The 12704-nt window shown below is 61.8% G+C and carries 16 protein-coding genes; 7 read left to right on the top strand and 9 right to left on the bottom strand.

Annotated elements, in window-relative coordinates; genetic code table 11:
- Positions 1-470 (top strand): TfoX/Sxy family protein (locus ACFC3J_RS19215; RefSeq protein ID WP_375197666.1); only part of this gene is annotated, 470 nt, incomplete at its 5' end.
- A gap of 207 nt (positions 471-677) precedes the next feature.
- On the opposite strand, the gene ACFC3J_RS19210 is transcribed toward ACFC3J_RS19215, so the two are convergent.
- The 3 genes from ACFC3J_RS19210 to ACFC3J_RS19200 are packed head-to-tail and all read right to left on the bottom strand — an operon-like array spanning position 678 to position 2172.
- The gene (locus ACFC3J_RS19210; RefSeq protein ID WP_119748061.1) at positions 678-1142 is read right to left on the bottom strand and encodes a nuclear transport factor 2 family protein; all 465 of its coding nucleotides are present in this window, start codon (positions 1140-1142) and stop codon (positions 678-680) included.
- Positions 1143-1156: 14 nt separating this feature from the next.
- The gene (locus ACFC3J_RS19205; RefSeq protein ID WP_119748063.1) at positions 1157-1567 is read right to left on the bottom strand and encodes a VOC family protein; all 411 of its coding nucleotides are present in this window, start codon (positions 1565-1567) and stop codon (positions 1157-1159) included.
- Positions 1564-2172, bottom strand: a complete 609-nt coding sequence (locus tag ACFC3J_RS19200) for a pyridoxamine 5'-phosphate oxidase family protein (RefSeq protein WP_119748065.1) — start codon at positions 2170-2172, stop codon at positions 1564-1566. Before ACFC3J_RS19200 ends, ACFC3J_RS19205 begins: the two co-directional genes overlap by 4 nt.
- Positions 2173-2248: 76 nt before the next feature.
- Between ACFC3J_RS19200 and ACFC3J_RS19195 the strand changes: the two genes are divergently transcribed.
- Positions 2249-3142, top strand: a complete 894-nt coding sequence (locus ACFC3J_RS19195) for a LysR family transcriptional regulator (RefSeq protein ID WP_119748067.1) — start codon at positions 2249-2251, stop codon at positions 3140-3142.
- 172 nt (positions 3143-3314) lie between these two features.
- On the opposite strand, the gene ACFC3J_RS19190 is transcribed toward ACFC3J_RS19195, so the two are convergent.
- Positions 3315-3764, bottom strand: a complete 450-nt coding sequence (locus ACFC3J_RS19190) for a DoxX family protein (RefSeq protein ID WP_119748069.1) — start codon at positions 3762-3764, stop codon at positions 3315-3317.
- 26 nt (positions 3765-3790) lie between these two features.
- A complete protein-coding gene (locus ACFC3J_RS19185) occupies positions 3791-4060 on the bottom strand; it encodes a DUF2282 domain-containing protein (RefSeq protein WP_119748071.1) in 270 nt (89 codons plus the stop codon).
- Positions 4061-4283: 223 nt separating this feature from the next.
- Here ACFC3J_RS19185 and ACFC3J_RS19180 point away from each other — a divergent pair, with 223 nt between their 5' ends.
- The 5 genes from ACFC3J_RS19180 to ACFC3J_RS19160 all read left to right on the top strand — a co-directional run bounded on the left by ACFC3J_RS19180 (position 4284) and on the right by ACFC3J_RS19160 (position 7512).
- On the top strand, positions 4284-4820 hold the full coding sequence (locus ACFC3J_RS19180; protein ID WP_119748073.1) for a sigma-70 family RNA polymerase sigma factor: 537 nt from the start codon (positions 4284-4286) through the stop codon (positions 4818-4820).
- Entirely contained in the window at positions 4820-5461 is a 642-nt protein-coding gene (locus tag ACFC3J_RS19175) for a DUF1109 domain-containing protein (RefSeq protein ID WP_119748075.1), read from the top strand. The genes ACFC3J_RS19180 and ACFC3J_RS19175 overlap by 1 nt, the downstream gene beginning before the upstream one ends.
- 75 nt (positions 5462-5536) lie before the next feature.
- The gene (locus tag ACFC3J_RS19170; protein ID WP_119748077.1) at positions 5537-5806 is read left to right on the top strand and encodes a hypothetical protein; all 270 of its coding nucleotides are present in this window, start codon (positions 5537-5539) and stop codon (positions 5804-5806) included.
- Between the two features lie 90 nt (positions 5807-5896).
- Positions 5897-6739 (top strand): DUF692 domain-containing protein, encoded by an 843-nt coding sequence (locus tag ACFC3J_RS19165; RefSeq protein ID WP_119748079.1) that lies wholly within the window; start codon positions 5897-5899, stop codon positions 6737-6739.
- A complete protein-coding gene (locus tag ACFC3J_RS19160) occupies positions 6736-7512 on the top strand; it encodes a DNA-binding domain-containing protein (protein WP_119748081.1) in 777 nt (258 codons plus the stop codon). The genes ACFC3J_RS19165 and ACFC3J_RS19160 overlap by 4 nt, the downstream gene beginning before the upstream one ends.
- Positions 7513-7745: 233 nt before the next feature.
- Here the strand turns inward: ACFC3J_RS19160 and ACFC3J_RS19155 are convergent, their stop codons facing one another.
- From ACFC3J_RS19155 to ACFC3J_RS19140, 4 genes are all read right to left on the bottom strand, one after another.
- A complete protein-coding gene (locus tag ACFC3J_RS19155; protein ID WP_375197665.1) occupies positions 7746-8639 on the bottom strand; it encodes an SDR family oxidoreductase in 894 nt (297 codons plus the stop codon).
- Between the two features lie 151 nt (positions 8640-8790).
- On the bottom strand, positions 8791-11268 hold the full coding sequence (gene ligD / locus ACFC3J_RS19150) for a DNA ligase D (protein WP_119748083.1): 2478 nt from the start codon (positions 11266-11268) through the stop codon (positions 8791-8793).
- A 71-nt stretch (positions 11269-11339) separates the two neighbouring features.
- Complete coding sequence (locus tag ACFC3J_RS19145; RefSeq protein ID WP_119748085.1) at positions 11340-12161, bottom strand: GNAT family N-acetyltransferase; 822 nt, start codon at positions 12159-12161, stop codon at positions 11340-11342.
- A 35-nt stretch (positions 12162-12196) separates the two neighbouring features.
- Positions 12197-12704, bottom strand: a 508-nt coding sequence (locus tag ACFC3J_RS19140) for a Ku protein (RefSeq protein ID WP_375197664.1), incomplete at its 5' end; no start/stop codon positions are given.

Below are 12704 nucleotides of genomic sequence, written 5' to 3'. Positions count from 1 at the left end.
CTCATGGGAACGGCGATAGCTGGTCGCTGCCTGAACCGGACGGTCTGCACCTGGGGACTAATTTTTGGTCCCTGAGCGTCTCACAAGGGTCGATTAACCCTCGACCTTTTCATCAGGACCGGCGATATCGCCTTATGGCATCCGATCGTAGAACCGTTGAATTCCTTGTTGAGCAGTTGGCAGGCAGCGGCACCGTTTCAGCCAAGGCGATGTTTGGGGAGTTTGGCATTTATTGCGATGGGAAAATGGTTGCATTGGTCTGCGACGACCACCTATTCGTAAAGCCCACGGTTGGAGGGCGGGCATTCGCTGCCGGTGCGGAAGAAGCCCCTCCATATCCCGGTGCAAAGCCCTGTCTCCTGATCGACGCGGAAAAGTGGGATGACCGTGAGTGGCTTGCCGAGATCGTTCGTATCACATCTCAGGAAATGCCTGCTCCCAAGGTCAGGACCAAGCGCAAATCCGGCTGATGCAACGCCTGGCAGAAGCCCGTGTTCGTTAACCTAATGTCCGCCTTTGGAATGTGGAGGTGGGATTGTTGAATGCCCGGGAAGGGGTCGATGGCTTCCGATTCGCGCTGTACATTTGGAAGCGAACGTACGGCGACGGTAAAAATGCTCTTGTAGTGGGGCCGAAGTCTATATTGGGCTAGCCGGAGTGCGCGCGTGCTGTGAAACCTACAGCCCCAGTTCTTCCAATCCGGGATGATCCTCCGGTCGTTGCCCGAGCGGCCAGTGGAACAGGCGCTCCCCCTCGGAGATCGGCAGGTCGTTGATGCTCGCGATCCGCCGCGCCATCAGGCCGCTCGTCGCGAACTCCCAATTCTCATTGCCATAAGAGCGATACCAGGCGCCTGCATCATCACGCCATTCATAGGCGAAGCGCACCGCGATCCGGTTGCCGTCATGGGTCCACAGACCCTTGATCAGCCGATAGTCCTGCTCGCGGCTCCACTTCGCGGTCAGGAAGGCAATGATAGCATCCCGCCCCTGAAGGAACTCGGACCGGTTCCGCCACTGGCTGTCCTCGGTGTAGGCAAGCGCCACGCGCGCGGGATCACGGCCATTCCAGCCATCCTCGGCAGCGCGAACCTTCTGCAATGCGGTCTCATGGGTAAAGGGCGGGAGGGGCGGTCGCGACATCGGGAGAAATCCTTTCAGGCAAAGGGCGTGGCGAACTCAAGGCGAATGCCACCGGGAATGAAGATGAGGAAGTGGCGCGTCGAAGACCCTGGACGGATGGGACCGGGCGCTGCATCGACGACTACCTCCGGATGCGCCGTCACCGCCTCCCACGCCGCCTGCAGCGCGGCATCGTCGGCGACCGCCAGCGAGAGATGATGGAGACCGATATTCGCGCGCCGATCAAAGGCCCGGGCCGTCAGCGGGTCCGCAGCGCGCCACAAGGTTAGCAGGATCGCGCCATCCGACACGAAGATGGAGGGATAGTCGGGCACGCCGCCCACCTCAGCAAAGCCCAATGTGCCACAGAAGAAGGCGCGCGCCTGATCGAGGTCGGGCACGGTGAGTCCGACATGATGGATGCCTTGAGTGAGTTTGCCGGTCATGATGCTGTTCCTTCCAGTTGGGCGATGCGGGTACGCAGCGCCGCGATCTCATCAATGAGGGGTTGGGAAGCGCGCCGTACCTCAGCTTCGGTGAAGCGCGGCGTGATGTGTTGCGGGCAGTTCCAGTCGAATCCGACGACGTCGATCAGGAAGGCGCGTTCCGGTTCGGCGGCATAGCCCTGCGGCATGAGCGCGGCGATGTCCGCCGGACCCTCGCTGGAATGGGCATGGCCGATGATCTTGAGGCGTCGGCGGTTCGGATAATCCATCAGGAACAGCGAGACACGGTCGTCAGCCACAAGATGTGCGGCGGAAAGATATTGCCGGTTCCCCCGATAATCCGCAAACCCGATGCGATTGCCCTCGATATGGCGGAGGAAACCTGTCGGTCCACCACGATGTTGGACATAGGGCCAGCCATCCTCAGACACGCTCGCCATGTAGAAGCTGTCGCGGGCAGCGATAAAATCCAGTTCCCGCTTTGTCAGCACATCGACTGGTCCCGCGTCCGCTTCCATACGGGCATAGGAGGTGCGCGATCCCGCCGCCGCCTGCATGGCGCGGGCTCCGGGACCAAAGAGGGTATGGAGAAATGTCTGTGCCATGCGAGGAGATATAGCGCGTTGCCCTTGGCACGATAATCAGCGATGATCGACGTTCACTATTTCATTCTGAGGAATAATGGATCACTTCGAGAGCCTCTCTGTCTTTGTCGCCGTGGCCGAGCAGCGCGGCTTCGCGGCAGCGGCGCGGTCGCTGGATATGTCGCCGCCTGCGGTCACGCGCGCGGTCGCGGCGCTGGAGCGTCATCTGGGCGTGACGTTGTTCCATCGCTCGACGCGGGCCGTGTCATTGACGGACGAGGGGGCGGTCTTGCTAGACCGGGCCCGGCGGATCCTGGCAGACCTGCGTGAAGCGGAGCAGATTACCATGGGCGGGCGGTCCGTGCCGCGCGGTCAACTCTATGTGACCGCGCCGGTGATGTTCGGACGCCTTCATGTTCTTCCAGTCATCAATGCGCTGCTGGCGAGCCACGCGGGTTTGAATGCGCGCATAATGCTGCTCGACCGCAATGTCCGCATCATCGAGGAGGGTATCGACGTGGCGGTGCGGATCGGGGCACTGGCAGACAGCACGTTGCGCGCCGTGACGATCGGCTCGGTCCGGCAGACCATCGTGGCGAGCCCGGCTTATCTCGCCGAACGTGGCGCGCCCACCGATCCTGCCGAACTTGCCAGCCATCATTGTATCTTGGGCAGCGGAGTGCGCGTCGGCAGCGCATGGCCGTTTGGTGTACGGGGCGACAGTATCGTGGACGTGGTCCCCCGCCTGATCGTCAACAGCATCGATGCTACCATCGCCGCTGCTGAGGCGGGCGTGGGGCTGGCCAATGTGCTGAGCTACCAATCGGCCCCGCGCATCGCGAACGGGCAGTTAGTGGAGGTGCTGGCGGATCATGCCCCGTCCCCCATGCCGGTAAGCCTGCTCTACGATCCCGGTCGGGCGGCTATGCCTGCGGTTCGCGTGTTCATTGAGGCCATGCGGGAACAAGGGCAGCAAGGAGCGTGGTCCTGATCAAGATCGGTGCGAACCGTGAGCACAAAACCATTGTCCCGAAAACGGAGCGGAGCGTCCGGTTGCGGGAATCAAGAGTTCCCCTTTGAAAGACCGAAATGGGTCGATGTCGATTGACCGACGATCGTGATGCCCTGTGGCGGTTCCCGCCGGTCAATGAGAGGACCAAGACCTATTTGCGCATCTCAAACCCAAACAAGTGGTCGAGCGACCAGACGCCGCCGCCGCGCGCTATCAAAGGGAGCAGCAGCCCCGCCCAACTCAAATGCGTCGGCCAGGCATCAGGATAGACGAAGATCTCAATGACGAGTGTCATGCCCAGCAGCGCTGCGGCGCCAGGCCGGGTAAAAAGGCCAAGCACCAACAGGACAGGGAAAAAATGCTCCGAGTATGTCGCCGCGTGCGCCGCAATCTCCGGCGGCACCAACGGCAAGGCATAGTCGGAGCGGAACAGCTCATAGGTGGAAGGCATGATTGTGAGCACGCCTTCCACCTTGGTGCGACCCGACAGGAAGAAGATGGACGCAATGCCAAGCCGCGCGACCAGCAGCAGCAGGCTTTCCGATATATGGCCAGCCAGCCATGCCGATGCTTCACGATAATGATGTGCAAGAGTTGTCATCGCTCTTCTCCGGGGGTTCGTGAAGATCAGGCCTTCGGCATCAGCGAGCCGAACCCTTTGGGCGTCTTTATCTTCGTGCAGGTGCCAGCCTTGACCAGTTTCCAGGCATCGCCCTGATAAGCGATCCGCGACGTGCCGGCGCAGCTCGTGCCGGCACCGGCCTTGCAATCGTTCTTGCCAGCTTGGGCGACGCCATAGCATTTCTCCATCGGCTTGGCGGCACCCGCGGCGTGCGCGCTTCCGGCGATCATCGTGAGAGCGAGGGCTGCGGCGAGGGCTGCGGGGGTAGATGTCATCGATAGTCTCCGTGAATGCTTGGGCCTCACATGCGGCAGGATCATCAAGGATAATCCCGCCGCACGGCGACCCTGGGAGGCCAAGCGGGCCGGGTCACGCAAGCTTCTTCGCGGCGGCGTTGAAAAGCGTTACAGAGGAGGCGCAGGTTAAGCCGCACCTTTTTTCTGCGGTATCACTGTAACCATCTGGCACGGCACCGCGAATAGCTGTCCGGGAGTGCACATGCGGGCGAGCGAAGAACAGCTCAGGATATGGATGATCGGCGGTCTCGATGGAGACGCCGAAGCCCATACCGCCTTGCTCCGCGCGCTCGTTCCCATGCTGCGATCCTTTTTCGGGCGTCGCCTTCGCGGTGCCGAAGATGATGTCGAGGACCTCGTGCAAGAAACTCTAATGGCCATTCACACGCGACGCGGCACTTATGACCGAACGCGTCCCTTTGCCGCCTGGGCCTATGCGGTCGCGCGCTACAAGATGATCGACCAGTTTCGGCGCACCCGCCGCACGGTACCGATCGAGGGGCTTGAGGACATATTGATCGCCGAAGGGTTCGAGGATGCCTGCGCCGCGCGGATGGACATCGACCGGCTGCTCGGCGGCATATCGGACAAACAGGCCAGAGCGATCCGCGCGACGAAGATCAATGGCTTGAGCATGGCGGAAGCCGCTAAGGCCGGAGGCATGAGCGAGGTGGACGTGAAGGTGTCCGTCCATCGTGGACTTAAGGCCTTGGCCGCGCGGCTCAAGGGAGACGGTTGATGCAGACCGATGATCTCATCCGATCGCTCGCCGGTAACGTGGCGGCAGTTTCACCACATCTCGTGGAGCGCAGGGTAACGGTCGGGATTGCGGTGGGCGCCGTCGTCACGCTGATGGCTATAGCCTCCACATTGGGATTCCGGCCGGATCTTGCCGTGGCGATGCACGGCTTCACATTCTGGATGAAATCGGCCTACACGATTTCGCTGGGGATCGCGGCGATTGCGGCGACCGTCCACCTGTCGCGGCCGGACGCGACGCGGGCGCAGTGGCTCTGGCTGCTTGTCATTCCCTTTGGCCTACTGGCCTGCGTGGCGGCGGGTGAGTTGTTCCGCACGCCCATCGATGGCTGGCTTCCACTCTGGCTGGGCCAGAGCTGGAAAAGATGCTCGATTTTCGTGGCGATGCTGTCGGCTCCGATCTTCATCGGGATGATCTGGGCATTTCGCCAGTTCGCGCCGACCCGATTGCGCCTTACCGGCGCGACCGCTGGTCTTGCGTCGGGAGCTTGCGCCGCAACGCTCTACGGCCTGCATTGTCCTGAAGCATCGGCGATGTTCGTGCTGACCTGGTATAGCCTGGGCATTGGCCTGGCGGCACTGGCAGGCGCGTTGATAGGCCCGCGTTTTTTGCGCTGGTAGATTGCGTGTAACCATCCGGTGCGTGCCTCCGAAGAACCTCATGCCATCCCGGCAAGCCTATTCGGAGACCACATCATGATCACGCTTAAGTCTGGCGTCAGCATCGCCACCACCGCCGCCCTGCTCGCCATGGCCGGTGTCGTAGCCTCCAGCCCGGCAAGCGCCGCTGGCGCAAAGGCCGTCCATTGCTACGGCGTCAACAGCTGCAAGGGCACATCCGACTGCAAGACCGCCAAGAATGACTGCAAGGGCTTGAACAGCTGCAAGGGCACGGGTTTCAAGGAAATGTCCGAGAAGAAGTGCGCCGCCGCTGGTGGCAGCCTGACTGGGCCCGCCGGTCAGTGATCGAAGGCTTCGCGATCGCCTCCCCCCGGTGATCGCGACCCGGAGGTCCGGCTTCCCCCGGTAGGACCTCCTCTTTTCCGGAGCGAACCGATGACAGGCAATTCCGACGCGACAATCCAAGGCTTTGGCCTCGGCCTGCGCACGCCGCACTATCAGGATTTCCTGACCGGCACGGTGCCGGTGGATTTCGTCGAGGTGATCTCAGAGAATTTCATGATTGATGGCGGCAAGCCGCGCCATATCCTCGACCAAATCCGTGAGCGGCATCCGGTCGCGCTGCATGGCGTCTCGATGTCAGTCGGCTCTGCCGATGGTCTTGATCACGGCTATCTGCACAGGCTCAAGGCGCTGGCGGATCATCTCGATCCGCTGTTCGTATCCGATCATCTGTGCTGGACGCGGATCGAGGGGTTCAATTCCCACGACCTGTTGCCGTTGCCCTATACCGACGAAGCGCTGGACATAGTCTGCGCGAACATCGCGCTGGCGCAGGATGTGCTCCAACGCACAATGCTCATCGAGAATCCGTCGACCTATCTGCAATTCACCGCCGACAGCATGACCGAATGGCAGTTTCTGGACGCGATGTGCGACCGCACGGGTTGCGCGCTGCTGCTCGACGTCAACAATATCTATGTCGGCGCGGTCAATCACGGGTTTGACCCAATCGCTTATCTCGATGGCGTACCGGCCGACCGGGTGCGCCAGATCCATCTTGCCGGTCATAGCCAGGGCAAGGACCGGCTGATCGACACCCACGACCAGCCCGTACCGCCGTCGGTCTGGGCGCTCTATGCCGATGCCTGCCGCCGTATCGGCCCAGTTGCGACCATGATCGAGCGCGACGACGACATCCCTCCACTCGCCGAACTGCTGGCCGAACTGGACATCGCGCGCAGCTTAGCGAGCGACGACCGGAAGGCGGCGGCATGAGCCTTTCGGCAATGCAACGCGACTTTCGCGGCTGGCTGATCGACGCGCCGGTGTCGATGGCCGAATGGGTGGATGCCGACGCGCGGGCAGGCCTCGCCGTGTATCATAACGCCTATCGGGTGCAGCTCGTCGACTGCTTGCGGGACACGTTCGAAAAGACATTGCTGTGGCTGGGCAACGATGAGTTCATCGATGCAGCTCGCGCGCATATCGAAAGCACGCCACCTCATGGTTGGACCCTAGGCGTATATGGTGACGGGTTCGCCCACACGCTCGCCGAACTTTACCCTAACGATCCCGAAGTGGCCGAACTGGCCTGGCTCGACTGCGCGCTGAGCCGAGCCTTTGAAGGGCCAGATGCTGCCCCTGTGTCTCCAGAGCGACTGGTGGCGGTGGACTGGGACAATGCCGGATTGCTGTTCACCCCCACGATGCAAATCGCCGTGGCCCGCACAAATGCAGGCGCAATCTGGTCGGCGCTGTCGGCGCAGGACGATCCGCCGATGGCGGCCATTTTGCCGGAGCCCGGTGCAATGCTTGTCTGGCGACAAGATTTTACGCCTTGTTTCCGCACGGTCCAGGCCATCGAGACTTTCGCGCTGGAGCACATCGTCGCCGGCGCGACGTTTGGTGCCCTTTGCCTCGCTCTGATCGAACGGTGCGGTGAGGAGATCGGAGTGGTCGAGGCTGGCGCGCTGCTCGGTCAGTGGATCGGGGACGGGCTGATCACTGCAATCAGCCTGTATGGACAACAACCAACCGCGCAGAGATAAAAGACAGATGCTGTCGGGAGTAGTCGTTCGCGACGAGCGCCAAGAAGACTTGGTCTGGTCGGTAGCCGTCGCAAAAAGCAGACCGTCGGGACCTAGGGATAGGAAATTGATCGCTGAGCGTCCGTGATGGGTCGACCGCAGAGATGTGCCGTTGATATGCATCGCACTCGTCAGTGATCAACCAGCTGCCATAATGTATAGTCGAGACAGGCACGCCCACAACGCGGCACTGTTCAGGCGATACCCGCGCCGCCAGTCACACCATAGACCTCGCCGGTGATATAACTGCCCTCCTGCGACGCCAGCAGCACATAGATGGGCGCGATCTCGACGGGTTGGCCGGGGCGGCCGAACTGGCTCTGCTCGCCGAATTTCGTGACCTTTTCCTGCGGCTGACCGCCAGTGGATTGCAGGACCGTCCAGAAGGGCCCAGGCGCCACCACATTGGCGCGGATGCCTTTCTCGATCAGTTGCTTGGCCAGCGCCTTGGTATAGGCCACGATCCCTGCCTTCGTCGTTGCATAGTCGAGGAGGATGGCTGATGGATCATAGGCTTGGATCGACGCGGTCGTGATGACCGACGCACCGGCGGGCAGATGCGGCACCGCCGCCTGCGCGATCCAGTGCAGCGCATAGAGGTTGGTCTTCATCGTGCGGTCGAAATCATCTGAGCTCAGCACCTGCACATCGTCCCGAAACTGCTGACGGCCCGCATTGATGACCAGAATGTCCAAACCGCCAAGACCGGCGACGGCATCGTCGACCGACTGGCGGCACCAAGCTTCATCCATCACGTCGCCGGGAAGCGCGACGGCTTTGCGCCCCTCCGCTTCGATCAGGGCTATCACGGCCTGCGCATCGCTCTCTTCGCTGGGCAGATAGGCAATGGCGACATCGGCCCCTTCCCGTGCGTAGGCGATGGCCGCCGCCCGACCAATGCCGGAATCGCCGCCCGTAACGAGCGCCTTGCGTCCCTTGAGCTTACCCGACCCCACATAGCTTTCTTCACCATGGTCTGGTGTGGGGTCCATCTGCGCCGCTATGCCGGGGGCTGGCTGGGGCTGCTTGGGGAAAGGCGGCTTGGGATATTGGTTGCGTGGATCTTGCAGGGTGAGGCGATCGGCCATGATGGTTCCTTGCTGATGATTGGCGGGCGGATATTTCGCCGTCGCTCCGAAGGCTGGAGGTCAAATTACGAGCCACCCCGCCCGCGAGTTCCTGCGTTAGGCTTGGCCATGCCCCGGTTCACCGACGGTCGACGTCTTCGGCCGCACCAGACTAAAGATCCGGCAGGATTTGGTCAGCTCTGCCCCAATGGGCCAGATCCTTGGAAGCCGCGCGCTTCAGCATCTCTCCTGCGTCCCCGATGTGCCAATGGTCCGGGCCGTCCAGCGTCCGCAGTTCCTCCCAGCTGAGCGGCACCGCGATAGGTGCGAGCGGGCGCGAACGGGCGCTATAGGGCATGACGGCCGTAGCGCCGCGCTGGTTGCGCAGATAGTCGATGAAGATCTTGCCCGTTCGCTTCGCCTTGGCGAGCGCAGCGGTAAACCGGTCGGAATCGGCCTGTGACAGGGCGGTGGCGAAACGATGCGCGAAATCCTTGACCTGCGGCCATTCCGCGCTGGGGGTCAGCGGCGCGATCACATGCACGCCCTTGCCGCCTGTCACCATCGGGAAGGTGACGAGCCCCATCTGCGCCAGCATATCCTGCAGATGGAAGGCGGCGGAGACCACATCCTTGAAGGCCAGCCCCTCGTCGGGATCAAGATCGAACACCAGTCGGTCGGGCTTCTCGACATCCTCGATCCTGGCTCCCCAACCGTGAAATTCGATCGTCCCCATCTGAACGCAGGTCAGCAGCCCTGCGGGCGTATCGACGAAGAGATAGGGTTCTTCATGGCCATCCTTCTCCAGGATGTTGACTTGCTTGACGTCGTCGCCGAAACTGCCTGCATCATGTTTCTGGAAGAAGCATTTCTTGTCGCGGCCTTGCGGGCAGCGAACGAGGCTGATCGGCCGACTGCCTGCCCAAGGCAGCATGATATCCGCCACCGCTTCATAATAATAAGCCAATTCGCCCTTAGTGAGCTTGCCCTCCGGGAAGATCACCCGGTCGCGATTGCTGATCTTGACCCCGCTGGTCGCAGCGGGCCGCGTCGCCTGTTCGACAGGGGCCTCTACCTCCAGCACGACCGCTTCCGGCTTCTTGTCCTCGCGCAATCCGAGATAGCTGGAATGGCGCAGCACGCCTTCTTCGGTAAATTCTGCAAAGGCGACCTCGGCGACCAGTTTCGGCTTGATCCAGCGCGCCTGCCGCACAGCCGCGCGTGGGGCCTCGACCGTCGGCGTCTTCCGGGCCAGCGGTGCCATCAAGGCCAGCAGCCGCTCCATCTCCTCCGCCGAAAAGCCAGTGCCGACCTTCCCGGCGAACCGCAGCGCGCCACTTTCATGGACGCCCAGCAGCAGCGAGCGGAACCCGCGCTGCTTATCGGAGGGCAACCAGCCCACAACCACGAATTCCTGGCGGCGAATGCATTTGGTCTTGACCCAGCTTCCCGATCGCGCGCCGGAATAGCGCGCATCCACCCGCTTGGAGATGACGCCTTCAAGCCCCGCACCGCAGAAACGCTCGAACAACTGCTCGCCGCGCCCGATGATATGGTCGGAATAGCGAATATGGCCCGCGCCATCGCCGATCAGCGTGGCAAGCATCGCCTTGCGTTCAAGCAACGGTCGCCTGGTCATATCCTCGCCATTCAACGCCAGCAGGTCGAACGCCATATAGTCGATCCGGCCCGGATCATCCTTGAGCGCAGCCTGCAAGCCTTGAAAGCAGGTGCGGCCATCGGGCAGGATCACGACGGCCTCGCCGTCGATCAGGGCGCTTGATGCATCCAGCTTTGTCGCGTCAGCGATCAACCCGGCAAAGCGATCGGACCAGTCGAGGCCTGAACGCGTATAGGCGCGGCCATTGTCGCCGCCGATGGCCAGCAACGTGCGATAGCCATCATATTTCAGCTCGTGGAGCCAGTGATTGCCTGCAGGCACATGGTCGACATGTGTTGCCAATTGCACCGGCTGAAAAGGCGGTGGGGCTTCGCCATTCGCTTTTCCGCGCGCAGTTAGCTTCGCCTTTGCGGCTTTGCGCTGGGAAACGGGTTTGCCAGCGGCAATTTCCTCCATCGTGCGGCCACTGTCGATGCTGGTGAGATGGTGATTGACCAGATTGTCCGACCCACCGGCAAAAGCGTCGCTGACCTTGCGCAATATCCAGTTTTCGCCGCGCTCCTTCCCGCGTGGCTTGAGCCGGAACAATATCCATTCGCCCTGCATCCGGCGGCCGCGCAGGATGAAATGGAGATGCCCTTCCGGCAGCGTCTTGCGCGGGTCTTTACCCGCTATCGGTTCCCATGTGCCATTGTCCCACAGCATGACGGTGCCGCCGCCATACTCGCCCTTGGGGATCAGGCCTTCGAACCGCGCATAATCAAGCGGGTGATCCTCGGTCCGCACCGCCAGGCGCTTGTCGTCGGGATTGGCGCTTGGCCCACGGGTGACGGCCCAGCTAACCAGCACGCCGTCCAGTTCCAACCGGAAGTCATAATGCAACCGCGACGCTGCATGTTTCTGGACGACAAAGCCGTTGCCGCTCGTCGGAAACTCCGCGCCCGCAGGCTCGGCCGTGCGCGCAAAATCGCGCTTGGCCCGATAGAGATCGAGACTGTCTTTCGGGCTTTTGTCCTGCGCCTTCGCCATGTTGGTTCGGTCCGTTGCTTTGCCCCCCAATCCGCAAGCGCGCCAACTCGTTCCGGGAGTTCGCAAGCGGGTTACGCTTCTGCGTCAATGGCGCGCGCGAACCGATAGCTGGTCTGCTCGAACTTCGAAGCCCGGAAGAAATTATGCGCATTTTTAATTTCAATATCGCTCATCGCTTCGATCCGCGTGCATCCCGCTTCGCGCAAGACGGTTGTCGCAGCATCCAGCATGGCGGTCGCGATGCCTCGGCGGCGATGCGCCCCGTCCACCAGCAGGACAGTGATGCGGCCGATCACGCCATGGTGAAGCGTGGGTATCAGCGTCCAGCCGCAACAGCCGACGATCCCCTCCAGAACAGCGACGATCAAGCCGCCACCAGCCTTGCTGATCCGCTCAAGATTATGCGCGACCCCGTGTTCATCGATAGCCGTTTGGGCAAGCTGGCGCAGCAGCGCCGCCATGTCTGCCGCATCCGCCGGCGTGGCGGCGCGGATGCGGAGCGGGGCCGGTTCGGGTGTGGGCCTGGCCGCAATCTTCTTCGAGGGCGTTTGCGTGTGCCCGGTGGAACGCTTAGCGCGCGGCCGAAGGGCGGGCTCGACCTTTTCATGCGTCGCTGTCGTCGCTTTCCTTGCCGGTGTGGCGCGTGCTGGCATGGCGTCAGCCGATGCCTTCCAAGTGCTAATGGCACCCTTGCGCAGGAAGGCTTCGATATCCTCCAGCGAAGCGATGAAGCCGTCGTCACCTACCCCAAGCAAAGGCTTCCCGCCCGAATCGGTCAGGCCATATTTGCCATAATCACCCGCACCAACCTTGCGCCTGCGGGACTTTACCAGCTTGAAACCACGATGGGCGGCCATCTCGCGCAGCGTCTGATCCTTGGTCGCGTCGGTCATGATCCACTACGCGCAAAGCATCGGAAACGAGCTGCTCACGCCCGTTTCTTGGCAGGCGCTTTTGCTGGTGCCTTGTCGGCCGACTTCGCATTGATTTTGACTGCTATCTTGCCTGTCTGCTTCTTTGCCGGGGCCTTTGGCTTGCTGGCCGGGCCGATGGATTTTTTCAACGCCGCCATCAGGTCAACGACATTGTTACCCCGTGGATCAGCGACATCGTCATCATCGCCGTCGATGTTCAGCGTCTTGCCCTTCTTCTTATGCTCGATCAGCTCTTTTAGGGCATCGACATAGCGATCGTGAAAATCGCTCGCGTCGAATTTACCGGTCTTCTTGTCGATCAGGGTCGTGGCGAGATCGAGTAATTCGTCATCCGGCTCGCCGTTGCCTATCTCGCGGAAATAGCTCGCAGCCTTGTTGACTTCATCGGCATAACGCAACGTCTCCATCACCATGCCGCGCCCGCACGCCTTGATGCTGACGACATATTCCCGACCGCGCATGGCCAATTGGCCAAGGCCAACCTTCCGGCTGCGCCGCAGC

Origin of the sequence: Sphingobium sp. (assembly GCF_041987595.1) — a bacterium.
Taxonomy (GTDB): domain Bacteria; phylum Pseudomonadota; class Alphaproteobacteria; order Sphingomonadales; family Sphingomonadaceae; genus Sphingobium.
The sequence above is the reverse complement of the archived record's forward strand: the minus strand, read 5'-3'. Positions and strand labels throughout refer to the sequence as shown.